The 24,521-nt window shown below is 69.7% G+C and carries 26 protein-coding genes and 1 tRNA gene; 14 read left to right on the top strand and 13 right to left on the bottom strand.

Annotated features, from left to right (window positions below; genetic code table 11):
* Positions 1 to 99: 99 nt before the first annotated feature.
* A tRNA-Ala gene (locus ABIE65_RS20360) sits at positions 100 to 175 on the bottom strand.
* Positions 176 to 257: 82 nt separating this feature from the next.
* Positions 258 to 611: a TIGR02300 family protein gene (locus ABIE65_RS20355; protein WP_354080285.1), complete on the bottom strand. Its 354-nt coding sequence runs from the start codon at positions 609 to 611 to the stop codon at positions 258 to 260.
* Between the two features lie 156 nt (positions 612 to 767).
* Between ABIE65_RS20355 and aroA the strand changes: the two genes are divergently transcribed.
* The 7 genes from aroA to lhpI all read left to right on the top strand — a co-directional run bounded on the left by aroA (position 768) and on the right by lhpI (position 7,426).
* Positions 768 to 2,138 (top strand): 3-phosphoshikimate 1-carboxyvinyltransferase, encoded by a 1,371-nt coding sequence (gene aroA / locus ABIE65_RS20350; protein ID WP_354080284.1) that lies wholly within the window; start codon positions 768 to 770, stop codon positions 2,136 to 2,138.
* A 3-nt stretch (positions 2,139 to 2,141) separates the two neighbouring features.
* Positions 2,142 to 2,807 carry a (d)CMP kinase gene (cmk, locus tag ABIE65_RS20345; protein ID WP_354080283.1) on the top strand — a complete coding sequence of 222 codons (666 nt, stop codon included), beginning with the start codon at positions 2,142 to 2,144 and terminating at the stop codon, positions 2,805 to 2,807.
* Between the two features lie 129 nt (positions 2,808 to 2,936).
* Entirely contained in the window at positions 2,937 to 4,679 is a 1,743-nt protein-coding gene (gene rpsA, locus ABIE65_RS20340) for a 30S ribosomal protein S1 (RefSeq protein ID WP_354080281.1), read from the top strand.
* A 57-nt stretch (positions 4,680 to 4,736) separates the two neighbouring features.
* A complete protein-coding gene (gene sppA, locus ABIE65_RS20335) occupies positions 4,737 to 5,666 on the top strand; it encodes a signal peptide peptidase SppA (protein WP_354080279.1) in 930 nt (309 codons plus the stop codon).
* A gap of 51 nt (positions 5,667 to 5,717) precedes the next feature.
* Entirely contained in the window at positions 5,718 to 6,005 is a 288-nt protein-coding gene (locus ABIE65_RS20330) for an integration host factor subunit beta (protein ID WP_354080277.1), read from the top strand.
* A 112-nt stretch (positions 6,006 to 6,117) separates the two neighbouring features.
* Complete coding sequence (locus tag ABIE65_RS20325) at positions 6,118 to 6,489, top strand: lipopolysaccharide assembly protein LapA domain-containing protein (RefSeq protein ID WP_354080275.1); 372 nt, start codon at positions 6,118 to 6,120, stop codon at positions 6,487 to 6,489.
* A 4-nt stretch (positions 6,490 to 6,493) separates the two neighbouring features.
* Positions 6,494 to 7,426, top strand: a complete 933-nt coding sequence (lhpI, locus tag ABIE65_RS20320) for a bifunctional Delta(1)-pyrroline-2-carboxylate/Delta(1)-piperideine-2-carboxylate reductase (RefSeq protein WP_354080273.1) — start codon at positions 6,494 to 6,496, stop codon at positions 7,424 to 7,426.
* Positions 7,427 to 7,448: 22 nt separating this feature from the next.
* Here lhpI and ABIE65_RS20315 read toward each other — a convergent pair whose 3' ends face one another.
* The gene (locus ABIE65_RS20315; RefSeq protein ID WP_354080271.1) at positions 7,449 to 7,961 is read right to left on the bottom strand and encodes a DUF2786 domain-containing protein; all 513 of its coding nucleotides are present in this window, start codon (positions 7,959 to 7,961) and stop codon (positions 7,449 to 7,451) included.
* Between the two features lie 148 nt (positions 7,962 to 8,109).
* Between ABIE65_RS20315 and pyrF the strand changes: the two genes are divergently transcribed.
* From pyrF to ABIE65_RS20300, 3 genes are read left to right on the top strand one after another with little or no spacing between them, the layout of a single operon-like run.
* Positions 8,110 to 8,826 carry an orotidine-5'-phosphate decarboxylase gene (gene pyrF / locus ABIE65_RS20310; RefSeq protein ID WP_354080270.1) on the top strand — a complete coding sequence of 239 codons (717 nt, stop codon included), beginning with the start codon at positions 8,110 to 8,112 and terminating at the stop codon, positions 8,824 to 8,826.
* Positions 8,823 to 9,473 carry a phosphoribosylanthranilate isomerase gene (locus tag ABIE65_RS20305; RefSeq protein ID WP_354080269.1) on the top strand — a complete coding sequence of 217 codons (651 nt, stop codon included), beginning with the start codon at positions 8,823 to 8,825 and terminating at the stop codon, positions 9,471 to 9,473. The genes pyrF and ABIE65_RS20305 overlap by 4 nt, the downstream gene beginning before the upstream one ends.
* Positions 9,473 to 10,693 (top strand): class I SAM-dependent rRNA methyltransferase, encoded by a 1,221-nt coding sequence (locus ABIE65_RS20300; protein WP_354080267.1) that lies wholly within the window; start codon positions 9,473 to 9,475, stop codon positions 10,691 to 10,693. The genes ABIE65_RS20305 and ABIE65_RS20300 overlap by 1 nt, the downstream gene beginning before the upstream one ends.
* 177 nt (positions 10,694 to 10,870) lie before the next feature.
* Here ABIE65_RS20300 and ABIE65_RS20295 read toward each other — a convergent pair whose 3' ends face one another.
* The 6 genes from ABIE65_RS20295 to ABIE65_RS20270 form a co-directional block, all read right to left on the bottom strand.
* Positions 10,871 to 11,092: a biotin/lipoyl-containing protein gene (locus ABIE65_RS20295; RefSeq protein WP_354080266.1), complete on the bottom strand. Its 222-nt coding sequence runs from the start codon at positions 11,090 to 11,092 to the stop codon at positions 10,871 to 10,873.
* A 41-nt stretch (positions 11,093 to 11,133) separates the two neighbouring features.
* The gene (locus tag ABIE65_RS20290; RefSeq protein ID WP_354080265.1) at positions 11,134 to 12,126 is read right to left on the bottom strand and encodes an ABC transporter ATP-binding protein; all 993 of its coding nucleotides are present in this window, start codon (positions 12,124 to 12,126) and stop codon (positions 11,134 to 11,136) included.
* The gene (locus tag ABIE65_RS20285) at positions 12,123 to 13,124 is read right to left on the bottom strand and encodes an ABC transporter ATP-binding protein (RefSeq protein WP_354080263.1); all 1,002 of its coding nucleotides are present in this window, start codon (positions 13,122 to 13,124) and stop codon (positions 12,123 to 12,125) included. Before ABIE65_RS20285 ends, ABIE65_RS20290 begins: the two co-directional genes overlap by 4 nt.
* Before the next feature lie 4 nt (positions 13,125 to 13,128).
* Positions 13,129 to 14,025, bottom strand: coding sequence for an ABC transporter permease (locus ABIE65_RS20280; RefSeq protein WP_354080262.1), 897 nt, complete (start codon positions 14,023 to 14,025; stop codon positions 13,129 to 13,131).
* 2 nt (positions 14,026 to 14,027) lie between these two features.
* The gene (locus tag ABIE65_RS20275; protein ID WP_354080261.1) at positions 14,028 to 14,942 is read right to left on the bottom strand and encodes an ABC transporter permease; all 915 of its coding nucleotides are present in this window, start codon (positions 14,940 to 14,942) and stop codon (positions 14,028 to 14,030) included.
* A gap of 91 nt (positions 14,943 to 15,033) precedes the next feature.
* Positions 15,034 to 16,566, bottom strand: coding sequence for an ABC transporter substrate-binding protein (locus tag ABIE65_RS20270; protein WP_354080260.1), 1,533 nt, complete (start codon positions 16,564 to 16,566; stop codon positions 15,034 to 15,036).
* Between the two features lie 248 nt (positions 16,567 to 16,814).
* On the opposite strand from ABIE65_RS20270, the gene ABIE65_RS20265 reads away from it, so the two are divergent.
* Together ABIE65_RS20265 and ABIE65_RS20260 are read left to right on the top strand one after the other, a co-directional pair.
* Entirely contained in the window at positions 16,815 to 17,777 is a 963-nt protein-coding gene (locus tag ABIE65_RS20265) for an IclR family transcriptional regulator (RefSeq protein ID WP_354080259.1), read from the top strand.
* 47 nt (positions 17,778 to 17,824) lie between these two features.
* Positions 17,825 to 19,387: an acyl-CoA carboxylase subunit beta gene (locus tag ABIE65_RS20260; RefSeq protein WP_354080257.1), complete on the top strand. Its 1,563-nt coding sequence runs from the start codon at positions 17,825 to 17,827 to the stop codon at positions 19,385 to 19,387.
* Between the two features lie 100 nt (positions 19,388 to 19,487).
* Here the strand turns inward: ABIE65_RS20260 and ABIE65_RS20255 are convergent, their stop codons facing one another.
* Genes ABIE65_RS20255 through ABIE65_RS20245 form a run of 3 tightly spaced genes read right to left on the bottom strand, consistent with a single transcriptional unit; the run spans position 19,488 to position 21,189 of the window.
* Positions 19,488 to 20,378, bottom strand: a complete 891-nt coding sequence (locus tag ABIE65_RS20255) for an SRPBCC family protein (RefSeq protein WP_354080256.1) — start codon at positions 20,376 to 20,378, stop codon at positions 19,488 to 19,490.
* Entirely contained in the window at positions 20,375 to 20,851 is a 477-nt protein-coding gene (locus ABIE65_RS20250; RefSeq protein WP_354080255.1) for an SRPBCC family protein, read from the bottom strand. The genes ABIE65_RS20255 and ABIE65_RS20250 overlap by 4 nt, the downstream gene beginning before the upstream one ends.
* Positions 20,848 to 21,189 (bottom strand): ArsR/SmtB family transcription factor, encoded by a 342-nt coding sequence (locus ABIE65_RS20245; RefSeq protein ID WP_354080254.1) that lies wholly within the window; start codon positions 21,187 to 21,189, stop codon positions 20,848 to 20,850. The genes ABIE65_RS20250 and ABIE65_RS20245 overlap by 4 nt, the downstream gene beginning before the upstream one ends.
* Positions 21,190 to 21,451: 262 nt before the next feature.
* Between ABIE65_RS20245 and ABIE65_RS20240 the strand changes: the two genes are divergently transcribed.
* Together ABIE65_RS20240 and ABIE65_RS20235 are read left to right on the top strand one after the other, a co-directional pair.
* Positions 21,452 to 22,435: a serine hydrolase domain-containing protein gene (locus ABIE65_RS20240; protein WP_354080252.1), complete on the top strand. Its 984-nt coding sequence runs from the start codon at positions 21,452 to 21,454 to the stop codon at positions 22,433 to 22,435.
* A gap of 127 nt (positions 22,436 to 22,562) precedes the next feature.
* A complete protein-coding gene (locus ABIE65_RS20235; protein ID WP_354080251.1) occupies positions 22,563 to 23,033 on the top strand; it encodes an MgtC/SapB family protein in 471 nt (156 codons plus the stop codon).
* Between the two features lie 7 nt (positions 23,034 to 23,040).
* On the opposite strand, the gene ABIE65_RS20230 is transcribed toward ABIE65_RS20235, so the two are convergent.
* Positions 23,041 to 24,330 (bottom strand): BaiN/RdsA family NAD(P)/FAD-dependent oxidoreductase, encoded by a 1,290-nt coding sequence (locus tag ABIE65_RS20230; RefSeq protein WP_354080249.1) that lies wholly within the window; start codon positions 24,328 to 24,330, stop codon positions 23,041 to 23,043.
* Positions 24,331 to 24,521: the final 191 nt, after the last annotated feature.

Below are 24,521 nucleotides of genomic sequence, written 5' to 3'. Positions count from 1 at the left end.
CAGAATCTAAATGCCGGGATACCGCGCGGGCATCAAGCTCTCAGGTCCCCCTGAAACGCCCGAGGGCCCAGCCGTTTCCGGCTGGGCCCTCGGTTTGTCTGGTGGAGCCAAGGGGAGTCGAACCCCTGACCTCTTGAATGCCATTCAAGCGCTCTCCCAACTGAGCTATGGCCCCAGAGTGCGAGCGGCGCGGCGCCGCCCGCGGCATGAAATAGTCGGCCGTGCGGTCTGAATGCAAGGCCTAAAATCGCATCCCGTCAGCGATCGGGATCGTCGTCGTCGCCCTTGTCGATGACCTCGGCGACATCCTCGTCGTCCTCGCCGATGTCGGCCGTGTCCTCGAAGACCTCGTCCTCGTCCTCGTCCTCGACCTCCACCTCGATGTCGGCCTCCTCGTCGGAAGCCTCGGGCGACACCGCGGCCGCCGGCGCACGCTTCACCTTCGGCATCGCGTCCGCGGCCGTCGAGCGAAGCCGGCGGTTGCGTGCGAAAAGCTCCGCGGTGTGCTCATGGCCGCACTTCGGGCAGATGATGACGGCTCTGTCGAGGTCGTAGAAACGTGCACCGCATTGCAGGCACGTCCGCTTCGTCCCCAGTTCCGGGTTCGCCAAGTCTCAATCTCCGCTTCGTGCCGCACCTTTCGGGGGCGGCGCGTGCAATTGCCAGATGCGCCGCAGCCTGTCAAAAGGAAACGCAAAGGTGCGATGGGTTTCTCGCTGCGCTGCGCGCCCTTATGTAGTGCGCCGCGACGGTTTTGGAGTGCGATAATGGTCGAAAAGCGCGTGCCCGATGCGGAAGGCGCGGCACATGACGCCGCCGGCGGGCCGCTGCGGTCGTCGCGCTGCGAGGCGCTGTCGGGCACGATCGCCGTGCCGGGCGACAAATCCATCTCGCACCGCGCCGTGATCCTCGGCGGGCTCGCCGTCGGCGAGACGCGCATCACCGGCCTTCTCGAAGGCGAGGACGTGCTGCGTACCGCCGCCGCCCTGCGGGCGCTCGGCGCCGAGGTCGAGCGCTGCGGCGAAGGGGACTGGCGCATCCACGGCTGCGGCGTCGGCGGCCTCGCCGAGCCGTCCGACGTGCTCGACATGGGCAATTCCGGCACCGCGGCCCGCCTGCTGGCCGGCGTCGTCGCCACGCACCCGATCACGTCCTTCATGACCGGCGACGCGTCGCTCCGGCGCCGGCCGATGCAGCGCGTCATCGCGCCGCTGTCGCAGTTCGGGGCAGGGTTCGTATCGCGGCAGGGCGGCCGGATGCCGCTGTCGATCATCGGCGCGCGCACGCCCGTGCCGATTACCTATGAACTGCCGGTCGCATCCGCGCAGGTCAAATCGGCCGTCCTGCTCGGTGGCCTGAACGTTCCCGGCCGAACCACGGTGATCGAACCGGAAGCGACGCGCGACCATACGGAGCGGATGCTGCGCCACTTCGGCGGCACCGTCGACGTGGTCCTGGACGGCGGCGTGCGGCACATCTCGGTGGTCGGGCAGCCGGAGCTGCTCGGTGCCGCGGTCGACGTGCCGGGCGACTTCTCGTCGGCCGCCTTTCCGATCGTCGCGGCGCTGCTGCTCCCCGGCTCCGACATCGTCATCGAGAATGTCGGGATGAATCCGGGCCGCAGCGGCCTTCTGACGACGCTGCTGGAGATGGGAGCGCGCATCGACCTGCTGAACGCGCGCGAGCGCGGCGGCGAGCCGGTGGCCGACCTGCGGGTCAGGGGCGGCGCGCTGCACGGGATCGAGGTTCCGGCCGAGCGCGCGCCCAGCATGATCGACGAGTATCCGATCCTCGCGGTGGCGGCCGCCTTCGCCGACGGACCGACGGTGATGCGTGGCCTCGCCGAGCTCCGCGTCAAGGAGAGCGACCGGCTCGGTGCCACCTCCGACGGTCTCGCCGCCTGCGGCGTCGAGGTGCGGGCGGGTGCGGACGACCTGACCGTGGTCGGCGGTGCGGTGCGGGGCGGCGCCGAGATCGCGACGCAGCTCGACCACCGGATCGCGATGGCGTTCCTCGTCCTCGGTGCCGCCAGCGAGCAGCCGGTGCGGGTCGACGACGCCGCGCCGATCGCAACCAGCTTTCCGGGCTTCGTCGCCCTGATGAACAGCCTCGGCACCGCCATCGGCCCGGCGGCCTGACCGATGACGTCCGGACCTCTCGTCATCGCGGTCGACGGTCCTGCTGCGGCCGGCAAGGGGACGCTCTCGCGGCGCCTCGCCGACCGGCTGGGCCTCGCCTATCTCGATACCGGGCTGCTCTATCGCGCCGTCGGCCGCCGTGTGCTGACCGCCGGCGGCGACCCGTCCGACGCGGCGGCGGCGACCGCGGCGGCCGCCGCGATCGGGGTGGCCGATCTCGATCATCCCGACCTGCGCGACGAACGCGTGACCGACGCGGCCTCGAAGGTCGCCGCCGTGCCCGAGGTGCGTGCGGCGCTGCTGGCCTTCCAGCGGAGCTTCGCCGCCGCGCCGCCGCCCGGTGCGGCCGGGGTGGTGATGGACGGGCGCGACATCGGCACGGTGGTCTGCCCGGACGCCGGGGTGAAAATATTCGTGACCGCGTCGCCTGAAGAGCGAGCGCAGCGTCGGCATAAGGAGTTGCTTGGGCGCGGTACGGCTAGTATATATGCGCGCGTTTTGGCTGATGTCATTGCGCGCGACCAGAGAGATAGTGAGCGTGAAGCTGCGCCGCTGAAGCGGGCAGCGGATGCGTTCGTACTGGATACGACCGCTCTCGATGCCGATGAGGCTCTTGCAGCTGCTCTTCGCCATATCGAAGCCGTAACCGGGGGCGATCCGTGTCGATGACCCTTCGGCAAGTTTCGTTTTGGTCGTCGCGCTTGGCTGACCGCCCGACACATCACACGGGATTTCCCGCGGCTCGCCCGAACGTCGGGCATTGCGGCGGGTCATCTATTGGAGAAACCGACCGGATCCATGGCTGAAACCTTCACTGCAACCCAAACCGAAGCCGGCTCCCACATGGGAGAGGACTTCGCTGCGCTTCTCGCTGAATCCCTGGGCGATACGGCCGCCTTCGAAGGGACTGTCGTCAAGGGCACCGTCGTCTCGATCGAGAACGACATGGCCCTCATCGATGTCGGGCTGAAATCCGAGGGGCGCGTGGCGCTCAAGGAGTTCGCGGCGCCGGGGCAGCCTTCCGATCTCAAGGTCGGTGACGTGGTCGACGTCTATGTCGAGCGTCTCGAGGACAAGAACGGCGAGGCCATGCTGTCGCGCGAAAAGGCGCGGCGCGAGGAGGCGTGGACGCTTCTGGAGAAGTCCTTCCAGGATGCCCAGAAGGTCCAGGGCGTCATCTTCGGCAGGGTCAAGGGCGGTTTCACCGTCGATCTCTCCGGTGCCGTGGCATTCCTGCCGGGCAGCCAGGTCGACATCCGCCCGGTGCGCGACATCGGCCCGCTGATGGGCACGCCGCAGCCGTTCCAGATCCTCAAGATGGACCGCAGCCGCGGCAACATCGTCGTGTCGCGCCGGTCGGTTCTCGAGGAGTCTCGCGCCGAGGCCCGCAACGAGCTGGTCGCGACGCTGAAGGAAGGCCAGATCCTTCCGGGCGTGGTGAAGAACATCACCGACTACGGTGCCTTCATCGACCTGGGCGGCGTCGACGGCCTGCTGCACGTGACCGACATCGCGTGGCGCCGGGTGAACCACCCGAGCGAGGTGCTGCAGATCGGCCAGAACGTCGAGGTGCAGGTCATCCGCTTCAACGCGGAAACCGGCCGCATCTCGCTGGGCATGAAGCAGCTCCAGGCCGACCCGTGGGAGGGCGTGCAGCTCAAATACCCGGTCGGTGCGCGCTTCAAGGGTCGCGTCACCAACATCACCGACTACGGCGCCTTCGTGGAGCTGGAGCCGGGCGTCGAGGGTCTGGTGCACGTCTCCGAGATGAGCTGGACCAAGAAGAACGTCCATCCCGGCAAGATCGTGTCGACCAGCCAGGAGGTCGAGGTCCAGGTTCTGGACGTCGATCCGGAGAAGCGGCGCATCAGCCTCGGCGTCAAGCAGACGATGGCGAACCCCTGGGACGACTTCCTGGCCAACCATCCGGTCGGCAGCGAGCTCGAGGGCGAGGTCAAGAACATCACCGAGTTCGGTCTGTTCGTCGGCCTCACGCCGGAAATCGACGGCATGGTGCATCTCTCGGACATCGATTGGGAGCGTCCGGGCGAAGACGCGATCAAGGACTTCGAGAAGGGCACCCAGGTCCGGGTCAAGGTTCTCGACGTCGACGTCGAGAAGGAGCGCATCAGCCTCGGCATGAAGCAGCTGGCCGAGGATCCGTTCGAGACGGCGGTCGGCGGCATCCGCAAGGGCCAGGTGGTCACGGGCACGGTCACGTCCGTCCATGACGGCGGCCTGGAGCTCTCGCTGCCGGGCGAAGCCACGGGCGTCATCCGCCGGGCGGAACTGTCCCGCGACCGCGGCGAGCAGCGTCCGGACCGGTTCGCCGTCGGCGAGAAGGTGGACGCGAAGGTCACCTCGATCGACCGCAGCGCCCGCCGGATCACGCTCTCGATCAAGGCGCTGGAGTCCGAGGAAGAGAAGAAGGCCATGGCTCAGTTCGGCGCCACCGACAGCGGTGCCAGCCTGGGTGACATCCTGGGTGCGGCCCTCCGCGGGCGGCAGGCGGCGGCCAAGACCGACGACGACCAGAAGTAAGGGCACGCCAGTGCCCCTACCCGCTCACTGGTGCCGCGAAAGGCACGTAGACGACCTATGAGCCTCGAAGCGGATACCATCGTGCACAGCCGGCGCCTCAGGCGCCGGCTGATTTTTTGGCGGACGCTGGCGGTGATCGCTGTCGTGGCGATCGCGGTCGCCGTCGTCCAGCGGCTCACCGCCGGCGATCTGGGCCGGTTCGGCCAGTCGGCCTACGTCGCCCGGATCAGCCTTTCCGGCGTCATCACCGACGATCGCGACCTCCTGGAGACACTCGAGGACGCCGCGTCCGACGCGCGGGCCAAGGCCATCATCGTCGCCATCGACAGCCCCGGCGGCACCGTCGTCGGCGGCGAGGCGTTCTACGCGGCGCTGCGGGAGGCGTCCGCCGAGAAGCCCGTCGTCGCCGTGATGGGGACGACCGCGGCCTCCGCCGCCTACATGGTGGCGATCGGCGCCGACCGGATCTTCGCCCATTCGGGTACGGTGACCGGTTCCATCGGCGTGCTGCTGCAGACGGCGCAGGTGACCGACCTCCTGCAGTCGATCGGAATCAGCCCGATCTCGATCAAGAGTTCGCCGCTGAAAGCGGTGCCGTCGCCGGTCGAGGAACTGACCCCCGCCGGCCGGGAGGCGGCGCAGGAGGTGGTCGACGCCATGTACCGGATGTTCGTCGACATGGTCGGCGACCGGCGCGGCCTGTCGGGCGAGCGGCTCGCCGCGGTCACCGACGGGCGCATCTTCACCGGGCGGCAGGCGGTCGAGCTGGGTCTGATCGACAGCGTCGGCGGCGAGAAGGCCGCGCGGAAATGGCTCGCGGACGAGAAGGGCGTCGACGAAGACCTGCCCGCCGTGGACATGGATCCGGACGAGGAATTCTCGTTTCTGGGCACCGCCAGTTCCATGCTGTTTGGAAAAAGCCTTTCCTCAGAGAGGCTTATCCTTGACGGTCTGATTTCGGTCTGGCACGCTGACCTTCGGTCGTAAGCTCGCCCGCGTCCGCGTCGTCGAGCTGGAGCGTCCGGGGAGCTCGTGCTGATGACCAAGTCCGAACTCATCGCCCGCCTCACGGAACGCAATCCGCACCTCTACCAGCGGGACATCGAGCGCATCGTTTCGACGATCTTCGAGGAGATCGCGGTGGCGCTGATGAACGGCGATCGGGTGGAACTCCGCGGCTTCGGCGCATTCTCCGTCCGCCGCCGCGAGGCCCGCGCCGGCCGCAATCCCCGCACGGGCGACACCGTCCAGGTGGAGGCCAAGCAGGCGCCGTTCTTCAAGGCGGGCAAGGAACTTCGCGAGCGGCTCAACGCTTCGAACGAATGACGGCGACCGCCATCGGTATCGCCCGCCCGTGCGCGGGAGTGATACTGTCGCGGTTCAGCGTACCGGATCGAGCCCCAGCCCGGGCGCCCCATAAGGATTACGAGCAGGCCTGATGCGTATCATTTCGTGGGTGGTCGCCCTCATCGTCGGCATCGCCATCATCCTCTTCGCCGTCTCCAACCGGCAGATGGTCGACATCGGCCTCTGGCCGCTGGACGGAACGCTGGCGGTCCGGCTCTACATTGCGGTCCTGGTCTGCGGCCTGGTCGCCTTCCTGGCCGGCGGCGTCGTGAGCTGGCTGTCGGCGGCGCCGACGCGCCGGCTGTCGCGGCACCGCAAGCGCCGGATAGAGGATCTCGAGCGGCGCCTCGCGCAGATGGAACAGCGCGAGCGGACGCGCGCCGATGCGGCCGTGGCGGCACAGGCGGCAGCGTCGGCCGAGACGGCACCGCCGTCGCGCCAGCTCGCCGCCGTCCGCGCCTGACGCCGTGCGGCAGCTCGACGCCCGGCAGGTCGCGGACGCCCTGCCGTATCCGGGCCTGATCGAGGCGCTGCGCCAAGGGTTCCGCGACGGCGCCACGGTGCCGCTGCGCAGCCACCACACCATTCCGACCGGCGGTACCGACGCCACGCTGCTGCTGATGCCGGCCTGGGCCGAGGGCGGTCCCGTCGGGGTCAAGATCGTCACGGTCTATCCGGACAACGGCGCACGGGCACTGCCGGCGATCCATGGGCTCTACCTGCTGCTGGACGGTGCGACGGGCGTGCCGACGGCGCTGCTCGACGGGCCGACCCTCACCGCCCGGCGCACCGCCGCCGCGTCGGCGCTGGCGGCCTCCTATCTCGCGCGCGCGGACGCGAGGGAACTCCTGCTGGTCGGGACGGGCGTGATCGCCGAGCAGCTCGCCCATGCGCATGCCGCCGTCCGGCCGCTGACGCGGATTTCGGTCTGGGGCCGGTCCGGGGAGAAGGCGGCCGCTCTGGCGGCGCGCCTCGCCGCCGAGGGCCTGCCCGCCGACCCGGTGGCGGATCTGCAGGCCGCGGCGTCGGCCGCCGACATCGTGTCGTGCGCGACGCTCTCGTCGACGCCGCTGATCGTCGGCGACTGGCTGCGCGGCGGCGCGCATCTCGACCTCGTCGGCGGCTTCACGCCGCACATGCGCGAGGCGGACGACAGCGCCGTGCGGCGGGCGCGCCTGTTCGTCGACACCCGCGACGGCGCGCTGAAGGAAGCGGGCGATATCGTCGATCCGCTGCGGCGCGGCGTCTTCAGCGAGGACAGGGTCGAGGCCGACCTGTACGACCTGTGCCGGGGAACCCATCCCGGCCGGACGTCGGACGGCGACGTCACGCTGTTCAAATCGGTGGGGACGGCGATCGAGGACCTCGCAGCGGCGCGGCTTGCCGTCTCGGCGGGTTAGGCGCGTCGGCCGACCGCGCCGGTCAGGCGCTGGCGCGGAGTTTCAGCTTCAGGCTGGTCACGGCGTAGATGTCGAGGCCGGTGATGTCGGCGACGGCGCTCAGGCTCAGACTGGTCTCGTTCAGCAGGACCTGGGCGAGGGCGGAGGGGCTGCGGCCGCCCCGCCCGCGCGACTTGCGGGCCGTCCGCGGCGGTTGGCGGTGGTGGACGCGGTGCAGTTCCTCGTCCAGGCCGCGCGCACGCGCCGCCCGCAGGGCTTCCTCGCGCCGCCGCTTGTCGGCGACGATGAAGGCGTCGGTGAGGTGTGCGCTGCGCACGACGCCCGCCCAGAAGGGATCGACGGGCGGCGGCACCACGTCGGGATCGGGCGGCGCATCGTAGGCGGCGGCCTCGTTCAGCGTCATGCCGTGGCGGGCCGCCAGGCGCTCGGCGGCCGCGAGGGCATTCTCCCGCTCGCCCGGAAACGAGGTGCGTGCCGCCAGTTGGAGCAGGTTGTTGAACCGCTCCCTGTCCGCCGTCGTGAAACCTTGCGTCACCGAATCCATATCCGTCACGTGGGGCCAGCAAACTTAATGGCCACTTAAGCGCGGCGAAAGGGCAGGGACAGCCCCATCGTCCCGCGATCTGTGGACGGGGCGGGCAGCCTGCGCTACACCGCGAGTCATGTCTGGCGAGGGAGCAACTATGCCGATCGGTGCTGCTGAACGCATCATCTGCGCCATCGATACCCATGATCAAGCGGTTGCCGAGTCCCTCGGCGGCCGGGTCGGCGGCCGCGTGGGCGGGTTGAAGCTCGGCCTGGAGTTCTTCCTGGCGCACGGCCAGGCGGGCGTGCGGCGGACGGTGGGCGACAGCCGGCTCTTTCTCGACCTGAAGCTGCACGACATTCCGAACACGGTGGTCGGCGGCCTGCGCTCGGTCCTGACGCTGCGTCCCTGGTTCCTGACGCTGCATGCCGCGGGCGGCGGCGAGATGATGCGGCGCGCCGCGGAGGCCGCCAAGGCGGCGGCCGACGGCGAAGCGCGGACGAGGCTGCTGGGCGTCACGGTGCTGACCAGCCTGGGCGACGCCGACCTCGCCGCGACGGGCCAGTCGCGGCCGGTTCTCGACCAGGTGCTGCGGCTGGCGCGCCTGGCGCGCGAGAGCGGTCTCGACGGGGTGATCGCGTCGCCGCACGAGGTGGCGGCGGTGCGGGCCGAATGCGGCCCCGACTTCCTGATCGTCACGCCCGGCGTCCGCCCGGCCTGGTCGGCCATGGACGACCAGAAGCGCGTCATGTCGCCGGCCGAGGCGGTGGCCGCCGGTGCGGACTATCTGGTGATCGGAAGGCCGATCACCCGGGCCGACGACCCGCGTGCCGCGGTGCATCGAATCGTCGAAGAGATCGAGGCGGTCCATTGAGCATCGAGACGAAGATCTGCGGCGTGAACGCGCGCGCGGCACTGGATGCCGCGATCGATGGCGGCGCGTCGCTCGTGGGTTTCGTGTTCTATCCGCCGTCGCCGCGCTCGCTGACGCCTGAGGAGGCGGCACCGCTGGCCCGGGCCGCCGGGTCCGCCGTAGTGCGCGTGGGGCTGTTCGTCGATCCGACCGACGACGAACTCGACCGGACCATCGGCAAGGTGCCACTCGATCTGCTGCAGCTGCACGGCAAGGAGAGCCCAGACCGCGTGGGGGCGATCCGGCGCCGGTTCGGGATTCCGGTGATGAAGGCGATTCCGGTGGCCGTCGCGGCCGATCTCGCCGTGGCGGCGGACTATTTCGACGTGGCGGACCGCCTGCTGTTCGACGCCAAGCCGCCGAAGGACCTGAAGAACGCCCTGCCGGGCGGCAATGCGGTCAGCTTCGACTGGCGGCTGCTGGCGGGCCGGACGTGGCCGCTGCCCTGGATGCTGTCGGGCGGCCTGCATGCGGACAACCTCGCCGAGGCGGTGCGCATCACCGGCGCGTCGGCCGTCGACGTGTCGTCCGGCGTCGAGGAGCGTCCGGGCCGCAAGGATCCGGCGCGGATCGGAGCCTTCCTGACTGCTGCACGGCGCATCGGCTGATGGCCACCGCAGACCCGATGCCGGCGCCTGCGCCGTCGGAGCGTCCCGTCGTCCGCGCGCTGCCGCGCAAGCATCAGCGGATGAAGGCCGGCCACCCCTGGCTCTATTCCAACGAGATCGAGATGACGGCGGCGCTGAAGGCGCTGCCCGCCGGCTGCATCGTGGACATCGTCAATGCGGGCGGCGAGCCGCTCGGCTCGGCGATGTTCAACGCGCGCTCGCTCGTCGCGGCCAGGGCGATCGCGCGGGCGCCGGGCGTGGCGCTCGACCGTGCGCTGATCGAGGCGAAGCTGCGCGCGGCAGTCGCGTTGCGCGACAGGATCGTCGGCGTTCCCCACTACCGCCTCGTCCATGCGGAAGCGGACGGGCTGCCCGGCCTGATCGTCGATCGCTTCGACGATGTCGTGGTGGTGCAGGCGAACACGGCCGGCATGCAGCGTGCGGAAGAGGCGGTGCTCGACGCGATCGAGGCGGTCCTGGCGCCGCGCGTCGTGGTGCTGCGCAACGACAGCCCGGTGCGGACCCTGGAGGGGCTCGATCTCGGCGTCCGCCTCGTCAAGGGCGCGCTGGACGGCCCGATCGCACTGGTCGAGAACGGCGTGCGGTTTCTGGCAGACCCCAGCGTCGGGCAGAAGACGGGCTGGTTCTTCGACCAACGCGACAATCGCGCCGCCGTGGCGGCGGTCGCGCGCGACGCCCGCGTGCTGGACGTCTTCGCCTATACCGGCGGCTTCGGGGTGACGGCCGCCGTCAACGGCGCGCGCGAGGTCACCTTCGTCGACCGGTCCGACGCAGCCCTCGCCCTGGCCGAGCAGTCGGCCGGCCTCAACGGCGTGGCCGACCGCTGCCGGTTCGTGCGTGCCGCCGCCTTCACCGAGATGGAACTGCTGAAGGCGAACGGAACGGTCTTCGACGTGGTGGTCGTCGACCCGCCCGCCTTCGTCAAATCGCGCAAGGATCTGGCGGCCGGGTCGCGCGGCTATGTGAAGGTGACCCGCATGGCCGCTGAGCTGGTGGCGCCCGGCGGGTTCCTGTTCACCGCGTCCTGTTCGCACAATGTCGGTGCGGAGCTGTTCGCCGACCTGGTGCGCAAGGGCCTGGAGACCGCCGGCCGCAGCGGGCGCATCCTGCGCTCGGCGGGCGCGGGGCCGGACCATCCGGTCCACCCCTTCCTGCCGGAAAGCGCCTATCTGAAGGGCCAACTGCTGCAGTTGGATTGAAGTATCGTAGCTGGTTCCAGCGATCTCACTTCGACTGTCCTCCCCGGGCAAGGGGCGGAGCCCCGCCGACCCGGGGACCCAAGGGTGCGGCGCAGCGCTTGCCCTGGGTCCTCGGGTCTGCGCTTCGCTTCGCCCGAGGATGACAGTCGGAGAGCGGTACGGTCAGAGCGAGTGCGTTCAGGTCGTCAGGATCGCGACCGTCTGGCCTTCCTCGATGCCTTCGCCTTCCTCGACCAGGATCTCGGCGACGGTGCCGGCCGAAGGGGCGCCGACCGGGATCTCCATCTTCATGGACTCCACCATGATGATCGCGTCCTCCTCGCCGACCTTGTCGCCCACCGACACCTCGATGCGCAGGACGTTGCCGGGGATTTCGGACTTGATCTCGATCTGGCTCATTCTGGTCTCCTGATGACGAAGGGGTGGCATCGCGTACCGCGTCACGCCGCGGCCGCGATCTCCTCGAAGAAATGACAGGCCGCGCGGTGTCCGTCACCTGCGTCGCGCAGGAGCGGTTCCTCCTCGGCGCAGCGCGGCCGGGCGAAGGGGCAACGCGTGCGGAAGCGGCAGCCGCTGGGCGGGTTGATCGGGCTCGGCACCTCGCCGGACAAGCTGACGTCCTGGAAGACGGCCCTGGGCGGCGTCGTCGCGGTCGCGGCCCGCAGCAGCGCCTGCGTATAGGGATGCAGCGGCTTGCGGTACATGTCCTTGCCGGCGGCGGTCTCGACCATCTTGCCGAGATACATGACGGCGACGCGGTCGCTCATGAATTCGACGACCGCGAGATCGTGGGCGATGAACAGGTAGGTGAGGTTCAGCCGACCCTGCAGGTCCTTGAGCAGGTTGAGCACCTGGGCGCGGATCGAGACGTCGAGCGCCGACACCGGCTCGTCGAGGACGATGAAGGCGGGATCGACCGAGATGGCGCGCGCGATCGCGATGCGCTGGCGCATGCCGCCGCTGAACTCGTGCGGGTACTGGTCGAGGCTGGCGGCGGGGAGGCCGACGAGGCGCAGCAGTTCAGAGACGCGCTCGCGCAGTTCGGCCCGCCCGACCTTCTGCTGCACCGAGATCGGCTCGCCGATCAGGTCGAGCACGGTCTGGCGCGGGTTCAGCGACCCGTAAGGGTCCTGGAAGACCGCCTGAACCGACCGGCGGTAGTCGAGTTCCCGGCGCTGCGACATGTTCGCGAGATCGTGGCCCGCCACCGTGAGCTTCCCGGCGGTGACCGCCTCCAGATAGAGCATGAGCCGGCCGAGCGTGGTCTTACCGCAGCCCGATTCGCCGACGAGGCCGAAGGTCTCGCCGTGCCGGATCTCGAAGCTGACACCGTCGACCGCATGCACCACCTGCGGCGCGCCGCGCCAGGAGCGTCGCGGCTGATGGAAATGCTTCACCACGCCCTCGGCGCGGACGAGGGGGTCGGGGCTCACTGGGCGGTCTCCGGGACGCGGTCCGTGGCGTGCAGCCAGCATCGGGCGGCGCCGCTGCCGACGGGGAAGGCGGGCGGATAGGCTTCCGAGCAGCGCGCATGGGCGTGCGGGCAGCGCGGCGCGAAGCTGCATCCCGGCGGCAGGTCGCGCAGGTCGGGAATGGTGCCCTCGATCGCCTGCAGCCGCTCGCGCGTGTCGCCCATCTGCGGGATCGAGGCCAGCAGGGCACGGGTGTAGGGATGCTGCGGCTTGGCGAAGATGTCGGCGGTCACGCCGCTCTCCACGATGCGCCCGGCATACATGATGACGACGCGGTCGCAGAGGCGGCGGACGATGCCGAGGTCGTGCGTCACCAGGATGATCGAGGTGCCGAGCCGGTCGCGGATCTCGGCCAGGAGGCCCAGGATCTGCTCCTGGATCGTCACGTCCAGGGCGGTGGTCGGTTCGTCGGCGAGGAGCAGGCCGGGCTTCAGCGCCGTCGCCATGCCGGCGAGGACGCGCTGCTTCATGCCGCCGCTCATCTGATGCGGATAGTTGGAGAGCCGCTCCTCGGGAGAGGGGATGTGCACCTGGCGCAGGATCTGGATCGCGTTGGCCAGGCGCTCGCGCGCCCCCAGCGGCGAGTTGAATTTCAGCACCTCGCGGATCTGGCTGCCGACGGTGAAGACCGGATCGAGCGCCGTCATCGGGTTCTGCTGGATCATGGTGATGTCGCGACCGCGCAGCGCGCGCATCTCCTCCTGCGACTTGGCCAGCAGGTCCTCGCCGCGGAAGCGGATGCTGCCGCTCACCTGGGTGCCTTTCGGCAGCAGCCGGACGAGCGACGAGCAGAGGGTGGACTTGCCGCAGCCGGACTCGCCGACGATGCCCAGGATCTCCCCCGGCGCCACGTCGAAGGAGACGCCGTCGACGGCGCGGACGGGGCCGCGGTTCGACGGCAGGTGCGTCTTCAGGTCCTCGACCCGGAGCAGGGGCGCGGATGCGGTGGTTCCGTCCATGCGTTCAGTCCATCTGCTGGCGCGGGTCGAGGCGGTCGCGCAGCCAGTCGCCGGTGACGTTGAGGCTGAGCACGGTCAGCAGGATGGCGAGGCCGGGCATGACGGTGATCCACCATGCGACGGTCATGTAGCTGCGGCCGTCGGCCAGCATCAGGCCCCAGGAGATGGCCGGCGGCTGCACGCCGAGACCGAGGAAGGAGAGCGAAGATTCGAGGATGATCACGCGCCCCAGGTCCAGCGTCGCCAGGATGATGATGCTGTTCGTGATGTTCGGCAGCACGTGCTTCACCGCGATCCGCCAGCGCGGCTGGCCGGCGACGCGCGCCAGCGCCACGAAGTCGCGATGCTTGATCGACAGCACCTCGCCGCGGACCAGCCGGGCGTAGCGGGCCCAGTTGGTGATCGCCATGACGATGATGATGTTGGTGATGCTGGTGCCCAGCGCCGCGACGAAGCCCAGCGCCATCAGGATGAACGGCATCGCGAGGAAGGCGTCGACGACCCGCATGATGAGGGCGTCGATCGCGCCGCCGATATAGCCGGAGGTCAGCCCCAGGATGATGCCGACAGCCCCCGCGATGGCGATGGCGAAGAACGATATGAGCAGCGACAGCTGCGCGCCGTAGATCAGGCGGGACAGCACGTCGCGGCCGAGATTGTCCGTGCCGAGCGGGTAGGCGAGCATGCCTTCGTCCTGCCAGACCGGCGGCGTCAGCGAATGCAGGAAGCTGGCTTCGGCGGGATCGTGCGGGGCGATCCAGGGGGCCAGCAGTGCTGCGACGAGGAATATGACGACCATGACGGCCGCGGCGATCGGCAGGCCCTTGAAGTTGCGGCGCAGGCGGCCGGCGAAGGTCGTGCGCGGCAGCGAGGCCGAAGGGGAAGCGGGTATGGTTGCCACGGTCAGTACCTGATCCGGGGGTCGAGCCAGCTGTAGACCAGGTCGACGGCGAGGTTGATCAGCAGGAACAGCAGCGACGCGACGAGAACCGCGGCCTGGACGACCGGGTAGTCGCGGCTGTTGATCGCCTCCACCACCATCTGGCCGAGGCCCGGCCAGGCGAAGACGCGTTCCGTCACCACGGCGCCGGACAGCAGCACGCCGAACTGCAGCGCCATGTAGGTGATGATCGGGATCGCCGCGTTCTTCAGGGCGTGGCGCGTGACGATCACCCATTCCGGCAGCCCGGAGAGGCGTTCGAACCGAACGAAGTCGCTCTGCATCATCTCCAGCATGCTGGAGCGCGTGAGCCGCGCGATGGCGGCGGCGGAGTACCAGCCGAGCGTCACCGCGGGGAGGATGAGGTGGCTGAGGCCGCCCCGGCCCGAGGAGGGCAGCAGGCCGAGATCGACGGCGAACACCATGATCAGGATGAGGCCCAGCCAGAAGGTCGGCGTCGACTGGCCGACCGTGGCGAACCATCGCGCCAGCTTGTCGATCCAGCTCCCACGGCGGACGGCCGCGAGCACCCCGATCGGGATCGCGATCAGCACCGCGAGGATCATCGACGCCACCGCGAGTTCGAGCGTCGCCGGCAGCCGGTCGATCACGAGGTCGAGGGCGGGCTCGCGATAGCGGAACGAGGTGCCGAGGTCGCCGCGCAGGGCGTTGCCCATGAAGGTGAGGTACTGCTCCGGCAGGGAGCGGTCGAGGCCGAGCTGCTTGCGGAAGAACTGGCGGTCCTCCTCGGTCGATTCCGTCGGCAGCAGCAGCAGCGTCGGATCGCCCGTCAGCCGCGCGAGCCCGAAGACGATCATCGTGACGAAGATCGCCGTGACCACGGTCTGGCCCAGCCGCTTGATGATGTAGCGCATCATGTCGGAAACGATCCGGTACGCGGGGCCGGCGCGCCCCGCCCGGTCCAGGCGTGGACGGGGGCGGGGGCGCCGGCGCTGCCGTCCGCTGCGGTCACTGCTTGCTCAGCTGCCAGAAGACCGGCCAGGAGACGTTGGCGCGCGGCTTCCAGTCGACGTTCTTGCGCGCCGCGTCCGTGTTGTCGGTGGTCCAGAGGATGATCCACGGCGGGTCGTCGTAGAGCCGCGTGAAGATCTTGCGCAGGTGCTCCGTCCGCTCCTTCGGATCGACGATGCTGTTCGCCTCGTCGATCATCGGATCCAGTTCCGGATAGCTCGACCAGGAGAAGTAGCCGTCCGTGCGGATGTTGCGCGGCAGGCGGCCCATCGGGTCGTTGTTGTAGTCGGTCCAGTTCTGCCAGAAGAGGCCGTAGGTATCGAACTCCTTGGCGCCCAGCTTCGCCAGCCACGCCCCGTATTCCAGGAACTCGGTCTCGGTCTTGATGCCGACCTGGTTGAGATAGAAGGCGACCGCCTCGAGCACTTCCTTGCTCTGCGCGGCGCGGCCCGGCGCCAGGCCGAACATGCGGTAGGTCTTGGAGAAGTCGAACTTCTCCTCCTCCAGCATCTTCTTCGCCTTCTTCGGGTCGTAGGCGTAGGGCTCGCGGTCGATGTCGCAGCCGATGATGTCCTTGTGGCAGGGCCCGGTGGACTGGGTGGCGAAGCCGAACATCACCTTCTTGATCAGCGTCTGCTTGTCGACGGCGTGGTTCAGCGCCTGCCGCACCTTGGTCGAGGCGAACGCCTTGTCCGACCCGCGCATGTTCAGGACGATGAAGATGTTCTGGAAGCTCGGGCTGACCACCATCTTGGTGTCGGTCCCGGCGTCGACAGATTTCGCCAGCTGCGGCGGCAGGTTGATGGCGATGTCCGCCTCGCCGGTCTGCAGCATCGCGACGCGGGTCTGGGCGTCGGGCACGATCTGCAGCGTCAGCTTCTCGACCCCAGGGACCTGCCCCCAATGCTCCTTGAACGCCTCGAGCTGAATATTTTCCTTAATGCGGCGCGAGACGAACTTGTAGGGCCCCGTGCCGACCGGCTGCTTGCCGAAGGTCTCGTTGCCGACCTTCTCGGCATAGTCCTTCGGGATCATGTAGAAATACTCGCCGAGATTCTCGAGCAGGGACGAGTTCGGCTTGGTCAGGTGGAACTTGACCGTGAGGTCGTCTACGATCTCGACGTCCTTGATGTTCTTCGTGACGATGCTGGCGCGCGGGTTCTTGATCTCCGGATCGTTGGACCGCTTCCAGGAATATTTCACGTCCTCGGCGGTAAACGCCTCGCCGTCGTGGAACTTGACGTTCGGCCGGAGCTTGAACGTGTAGGTGAGGCCGTCCGCGCTCACCTCGTGCGACTGCGCCAGATGTGGCACCAGCTTGCCGTCGAGGTCGTGGCCGTAGAGCGATTCGAACACGTTCGAGAAGAACATGTACTCGCCGCCGCCGGTGATCTTGTGCGGGTCCCCGGTGGTGATGTCGATCCCCACGGCGGCGACGGCGTGCTGTTTGTCGGGGGTCGCCTGGGCGCCGCCGGCGACCAGCGCCGCGAGCGCGATCCCGGCGAAGACCGATCGCGAGAACACTGACATCAACTCCCTCCTTCTGGCTTTCTTGTGTGCGCCGATGTGGCGGTACCGACGTCCGTGCAGCCCCGGTCGCAGCGCGGCGATGGGGCTCGGGACGGGCTGAGACGCCCGGTTTTCGCGGCTGGCGGCATTTCCTCTCCATCGCCGGCGAGCGGCGCTGCCCGGTTGATGTCCGGACTATTGCGGCCGAACGATGACCCGAGATAAGTTGACGATCAAGTGGAAATTTATTCCACTATGCAGAATAAGAAATGCGGCTGCTGGAGCCGGCAGGGGAGACGTTCGATGAGCGAGACCGCGTCGGCAGCGCGGCGACCGGGTGGCGGGCGGCGGTTTCCGCCGCCGACGGGGGCGGACTGACGCTCATGGGCCGCACCTCGCGCAAGCTCGTCGACGCCGCCGACGGCCCGGCCGCCGGCGACCGCGGCTTCGTCAACGCGGTCGCCAAGGCCTTCGACGTCCTGCGCTGTTTCGAGGGCTATCACGTGCGCCTCGGCAACCAGGAGATCGCGCGCCGCACCGGCCTGCCCAAGTCGACCGTGTCGCGCCTGACCTACACGCTGACGCGGATCGGCTATCTGGCCTACCTGCCCGAGGACCTGAAGTACAAGCTGGGCGAGGGGGCGGCGGCGCTCGGCAGCGGCATCCTGCGCGGCATGGACTTCCGCGTCGCCGTCCGCCCCCACCTGCAGGAGCTGGCGGACCACATCCCGGCCGTCTGCGGCATGACGATCCGCGACCGCGCCGACATGGTCTATATCGAGCACGCGATCGGCCACCGCGCCGCCAGCGTCAATTCCGCCCTCGGCGCGCGGATTCCGATCGGCGCTACCGCCGCCGGGCGCGCCTATGCGGCGGCGCTGGCGCCGGCCGAGCGCGAGGCGCTGCTCTGCGACCTGCGCCACCAGGACCGCGAGCAGTGGGAACTGCTCGCCGCCTGCCTGCCGCGGGCCCTCGCCGAGCAGCAGCGCCACGGCTACGCCCTGTCGCTGGGCGAGCACATCGAGCACATCAACGGCGTCGCCGCGGCGCTCTGGTCGCCGGCGCACGCCACCCACTTCGTCTTCACCGTCGGCGGACTGGCCGCGACGATGCCCGAAGATCGCATCCACGCCGACATCGGGCCGCGCCTGCTCGGCATGCTGGCCAAGGTCCGCGACCTGCTGACCGGCGTCGAGCAGCACCGCGTCCGGCCGCTCGCCGAAACCCTGTAGCCCATCACCCAACCGCCGCCGAACCGGCACCCGCACGAGGAGAAGACATGAACTGGCAGCCCGAACTCGACGACCTCCGCCTGCGCGAGAGCATGGCCCGCGAGCTGGGCGGTCCCGACAAGGTGAAGCGCCAGCACGACGGCGGCCGCCTGACGATCCGAGAGCGGGTCGACGGGCTGGTCGACAAGGGCAGCTTCCGCGAGATCGGCACCGTCGCCGGCAGCGCCGAATATGACGAGGACGGCAAGCTGATCCGCCTGACGCCGTCCAACTGCGTCATCGGCCGCGCCACCATCGACGGCCGCCCCGTGGTCGTCACCGGCGACGACTTCACCGTGCGCGGCGGATCGGCCGACGCGACGATCAAGGAGAAGCAGCTCTACCCCGAGCGCATGGCGCAGGAACTGCACCTGCCGATCGTGCGCATCGTCGAGGGCTCCGGCGGCGGCGGCTCGGTGAAGACCATCGAGACCACCGGCCGCGCCAACCTGCCGGGCGGCCTCACGCCGTCTACACCGCAGTTCCACTACATCACCGAGAACCTGTCGCACGTGCCGGTGGTCGGGCTCGGCCTGGGGTCGGTCGCGGGACTGGGTGCGGCGCGCCTCGCCTCCTGCCACTATTCGGTGATGACCAAGGAGACGGCGGCGATGTTCGTCGCCGGTCCGCCGGTGGTGAAGCGCACCGGCCAGGACCTGACCAAGCAGGAACTGGGCGGCTGGAAGATCCAGTGCCGGTCCGGCGGCGTCGACCATGCCGTCGACACCGAGGCGGAGGCCTTCGCCTGCGCGCGGCGCTTCCTCTCCTACCTGCCGTCCTCGACCCACGACGTGGCGCCGCGCGCCGAGCGCAGCGACGATCCGGAACGGCGCGAGGAGATGCTCTTCAACGCGGTGCCGAAAGACTATCGCAAGGTCTACAAGATGCGCCCGATAATCGAGGCGCTGGTCGACAAGGGCTCCTTCTTCGAGATGGGCCAGCTGTTCGGCCGCTCGATCATCACGGGCTTCGCCCGGCTCGACGGATTGCCGGTCGCCGTGATGGCGGGCGACCCGTACTTCTACGGCGGCGCCTGGACGGCCGAGACCTGCCAGAAGGTCGTGCGCTTCGTCGACATGGCCGAGACCTTCCACATGCCGGTGGTCTACCTGCTCGACTGCCCGGGCTTCCTCATCGGCCTCGAATCGGAGAAGGCGGCGACCATCCGGCACGGCGTGCGCGCCATGGCGGCGGTGAACCAGACGACGGTGCCCTGGTGCACCATCGTCGTGCGCAACGCCTTCGGCGTGGCGGGCGCGGTGCACGCGCCGGCCAACCGCTTCGCCATGCGCTATGCCTGGCTCACGGCGCGCTGGGGCTCGCTGCCGCTGGAGGGCGGCATCGAGGCCGCCTACAGCGGCGACATCGCGGCGGCCGAGGACCCGGCGGCCAAGCTCACCGAGATCGAGACCCGCCTGAACAAACTCCGCTCGCCGCACCGCACGGCCGAGGCCTTTTGGGTGGAGGAGATTATCGACCCCCGCGACACCCGCAAGCTCCTCTGCGAGTTCGCCGACCTGGCGGCGCCGCTGCGCAAGCCGGGCCGGCGGACCTTCGGGATGCGGCCGTAAGGGCAGCGTCCTTTCGTCGGGGCGGCGCACCTAAAGCCATCTTCCCGGACGCGGCGCGCCAGCGCCGCGCGCCGGGAAGGTGGGGAGGGGGGAACCCTGTTCAGCGGGCGTTGATGAAGCGTTCCAGCTTGCCGAGGGTCTGCTGGCCGAGTTCGATCGCGCCGAAGCCCTTCGCCGTCTGGAATTCGGCGGCGGTGCTGAAGATCATGCCCAGCGTGACTTCGGTGGCGCCGCCGCGGTCCTCGAAGGAGGCCCAGGCGTCGGCGTGTTTCGGACCGTTCTCGCCCCACAGGAGCGTGTAGGCGAAGCGCTCCTCGGGCCGGACCTCGCCGTAGCGGTGGTGGTTGGGGAAGACCGTGCCGTCGGGCGCGATCATGTCGAACACCCATTCGCCGTCCGTGCGCAGATCGATCCGCTTCGTGCGGCAGGAGAAGCCATCCGGTCCCCACCATTGCGGCAGCGTCTCGGGGTTCATCCAGGCGCCCCAGACGATCGATCGCGGCGCGCGGATCACCCGCTGCAGCAGCATGGTGCGCTCGGCCGCGCCCGCGAGGTTGTCGAGGCCGGCGCCGAAGCCGTCCCGGTAGTCGGCCGCCATTTCGGCCGCATCCAGGTCGGGCGCGAGGGCCGAAAGCTGTACCGTCACGGCCAGCCGGCTGAGCTGGTCCGTGCCCGCGATGTCCGCCGTCACCAGCGCCGCCGAGCGCGGCGCGCCGGCGGTCGAGATCACCTCGCAGTTCACGCCGCGCAGCGGCGGCTGCAGCGCCAGCCAGCCGCATTCGCACCGGATGTCCGGCCGGCCCTCCACCTTGCAGAGCGAGACCTCACGGCCGCCCACCCTGGTGTCGGCCTCCAGAAAGTCGACGGTGACCGACGGCGACGGCGCGGCCCAGACCGCGCGGGCGGCCGGCGCCGTCCAGGCGTGCCACAGGGTCTCGGCGGGGGCCGCGACCTCCCGCTCGAAGGCGAGGGTGGCGAAACGGCCGCTCATCGCATCAGGCCCTTCGCATAGGTCTCCAGCTGCGTCACGACCGTGCCCCAGCCGTCGAAGAAACCCATGTCCTCGTGCGTCTTGCGGGTCTCCGGATTGCGATGGCGGGCGATGGCGGTGTAGGTCGTGCCGCCGCCGGGTGCGTCGGCGAGCAGCAGGATCGCGGTCATGAAGGGCTCGGGGGCGGGCTTCCAGCCTTCGGTATAGGCATCGGTGAAGACCAGCTTCTCGACCGGCACGACCTCCAGATAGACGCCGCGATTGTCGATGACGGCGCCGTCCACCTCGAAGACGGTGTTGAAGCGGCCGCCGACGCGCAGGTCGATGTCCACCGCGGTCACCTTGTGCGGGGCGGGAATGAAGAAGTGCGGGATGTGCCGGGGCTGCGTCCAGCAGTCCCAGACCAGCTGCCGCGGCACGGCCAGCGTGCGCGTGAAGCTGAGGTCGGTGTTCGGATCCAGGTCGGGCATCATGATTCGCGCTCCTTCATCAAGGTCATCACGTAGTCGTCCAGCCGATCGAGCCGGGCTTCCCAGATGGCGCGCTGCTCGTCGAGCCATGTCCGCGCCGGTTCCAGGGCCTGGGGGACGAGGGTGCAGGTGCGGGTCCGGCCTTCCTTGGCCGTGGTGATCAGCCCCGCCTCCTCCAGGACGGACAGGTGCCGCATCACCGTCGGCAGCCGCAGCCCGGTGGGATCGGCCAGATCCGTCACCCGCGTCGGCGTTCCGGCGAGGCGCGTCAGGATCGACCGGCGTGTCGGGTCGGCCAGCGCGTGGAACAGCAGCGACAGGTTGGGATCATGCTTAGTCATGTGGCTAACTGTACCTCGGAGCGCCGATGGTGCAATGAAAAACTTCGCCGATTGGCTAAGTTTTCCGTTCCGGCCGCCGCTCGATCAGCCTTCGACCACTCGGTCCCTGGCGCGGCAGGCCGAACGGCCTATGTCGCCTGTCGAGCGCGCACCGGTCACAGCCGACGGAATTGGGATATGTCGACATGGGCGAAGGATCGCATCGGCCTCCAGGGCCCGACGGGTGACGGGGCGACGCATCCGTAGCGACGGACCCGATCAGATGCACCGACGCACCTTCATGTCGTCCGCCGGCGTGCTGATGCTGGGCGGCCCGCTGATACGGTCCGCCGCCGCCCAGCAGGCCGGGGCGTTGGGCGATGCGTTCGGACGCCTGACCCAGATGCATGCGCTGCTCGTCCGGCGCGGCGACGAGACCGTCTTCGCCGCAGCGCGCCGGGGCGGCGGGCTCGAGTCCGCCGCCAACATCAAGTCCTGCTCCAAGAGCCTCGTGGCGCTGCTGCTGGGGGCCGCCATCGCGCGCGGCGAGATCGCGAACGTCCAGGCGCGCCTGCGCGACGTGGCGCCGGGCCTGATTCCGCGCGACGCGACCGAGGGCGTGGCCGACATCACGATGGAAGATCTGGTGACGCTGCGGGCCGGGCTGGCGAGCACCTCCGGTGCGAACTACGGCGCGTGGGTCGGTTCGCGCAACTGGGTGTCGTACGTCCTGCGCCAGCCCATGGTCGCCCGTCCGGGCGGCCGCATGATCTACTCGACCGGTTCGAGCCATGTCCTCGGCGCGGCGCTGGCCGAGGCCACGGGCAAGACCCTGCTCGTCCAGGCCCGGGAACGCCTCGGCGGGCCGATGGGCATCGAGATCCCGGCCAGGACGGCCGACCCGCAAGGCTACTATTTCGGCGGCAACCAGATGGCGCTCACGCCGCGCGCCATGCTGCGGATCGCCATGATGATTCGGGACGGCGGTCGCCACGACGGGCGGCAGATCGTGTCGCCGGACTGGATGCGGGCCTCGCTGCAGCCCCGCACCCTGTCGCCCTTTTCCGGGATGGCCTACGGCTACGGCTGGTTCCTGACCGACAGCGGCTACGTGCTGGCGCGGGGCTATGGCGGACAGGTGATCGCGGCGCATCCCGAACGCCGGCTCGCCGTGGCGATCACCTCCGATCCGACGCAGCCGGCACGGTCGGCGGGATATTTCGGCGACATCATGGACCTGCTCGACGGACCGGTCCTCTCGGCGTGACCTGAACGGTTTCGCGGCCGCGTGGTGCGGCGATCCCTTCCCGAACCCCTCCGGTTGAACCGGCCCCTCCGCGCCTTGTTTCTGCGACGGCGGCAAACGGCCGCCGGCGCGGGAGGGACGGCACGGGATGGAGATGGGCGATCCGACGCTGTTCGACCTGGACTGGGCGCGGGTCCTGCACGACCTGCTGCGGATCGGGCTGGCCATGGCGCTGGCGCTCCCGATCGGCTGGGAGCGCGGGCACGGGAGCAGCAGCGTCGGCCTCCGCACGCTGCCCGTGGTGGCGATGAGCGCCTGCGGCTTCGCGCTGATCGCGGCGTCGATGCCCGACGCTTCGGCGGAGACCCAGGCGCGGGTGCTCCAGGGCATCATCACCGGCATCGGCTTCATCGGCGGCGGGGCGATCGTGCAGCGCGGCCCCGACGTGCGCGGCCTGGTGACCGCGGCCAGCGTCTGGAACGCCGGCGCCATCGGTGTCGCGATCGCCTATTCCCGGCTGGAGATCGCCATCGTGCTGAGCGTCGTGAACGTCGTCATCCTGCTGGCGCTGACGCCGCTGGTCGAGAACGGGAAAAAGGGCGACGACGCAGAGGAGTGAGGGCGCGCTAAACGGCCTGACCGGCCGCCCATCCCGAGGCCCAGGCCCACTGGAAATTGTAGCCGCCGAGCCAGCCGGTGACGTCGACGACCTCGCCGATGAAATGGAGGCCGGGGATGCTGCGGGCGGCGAGCGTGCGGCTGTCGAGGGCGGCGGTGTCGACGCCGCCGCGGGTGACCTCTGCCGTGCGCCAGCCCTCGGTGCCGGCGGGGACGATGCGCCAGCCGTTCACCGCGGCATCGAGGGCGCGCAGGGTACGGTCTGGAAGGTCGGCGAGGTTGGGGGCGCGTGCTTCCCTCTGGGTGCTTCGAGACGCGCTTTCAGCGCTCCTCAGCATGAGGGGGTCGAGGGTGTTGGCGACAATTTCCTCCGCCAGGCGCTTCGGCAGCCATTGGGCCAGTGCTGTGTGGGGGGACTGGCGGGGGTTGGCGGTGCGCTGGGCGCGCAGGGCCTCGAAGATGTCGGTGCCGGGGGCGAGGGTGACGGCGATTTCCTCGCCGTGGCTCCAGAAGGAGCTGATCTGCAGGATCGCGGGGCCGGAGAGGCCGCGGTGGGTGAAGAGGATGGGCTCGGCGAAGGCGGTGGGCTTCGGTGCCTTCCTGCCCGACGCGGGAGCGGGAACGGTGGCGACGCGCGCCTCGACGGCGATGCCGGCGAGCGGGCGCAGGCGCTCCAGGGTCGGCTCGTCGAAGGTGAGCGGGACGAGGGCGGGGAAGGTCGGCGTGACGGGCACGCCGAACCGCTCGGCCAGGTCGTAGCCGAAGCCGGTGGCGCCCATCTTCGGGATCGACAGGCCGCCGGTCGCCACGACGAGGCTGCGGCATTCGACCGGGCCGTGGGAGAGTTGGAGCCAGAAGCCGGACCCCTCGCCGACGTCGGGCGGGCGCTCCACCGCCTCGACCTTCGTCGAGAGGGAGAGTTCGCCGCCGGCCGCGGCGAGTTCGCCGGTCAGCAGGTCGACGATCTGCTTGGCCGAACCGTCGCAGAAGAGCTGACCCGCGGCCTTCTCGTGCCAGGCGATGCCGGCGCGGTCGACCATCGCGACGAAGTCGCGCGGGGTGTAGCGCGACAGGGCGGAGACGCAGAAGCGCGGATTGGCCGAGAGGAAGTTGGCCGGCGTCGCGTTCAGGTTGGTGAAGTTGCAGCGCCCGCCGCCGGAGATGCGAATCTTCTCGCCGGGCGTGCGGCCGTGCTCGACCACCAGCACCGACCGGCCACGGCGCGCGGCGGCGATGCCGCACATCAGGCCGGCCGCGCCGGCGCCGATGACGACGGCGTCGTAGGTCGGGGTGGTCATGTGACCGCTCCCCTATCGCCGTCATTGCGAGCGAAGCGAAGCAACCCAGGGCCGCAGCCCGGGCGGCCGGCGTCGGTGCGCCGGCCCTGGGTTGCTTCGGCGCTGCGCGCCTCGCAATGACGGGGAGAGGGGTGGTGGCGCTCGTGCTCGGCGTCGGGGTGGGTCCCGGATCTACGCTTCGCTTCGTCCGG

This window comes from Constrictibacter sp. MBR-5, from assembly GCF_040549485.1.
Taxonomy (GTDB): domain Bacteria; phylum Pseudomonadota; class Alphaproteobacteria; order JAJUGE01; family JAJUGE01; genus Constrictibacter.
Note: the sequence above shows the minus strand (reverse complement) of the source record. Positions and strands in the feature narration are given on the sequence as shown.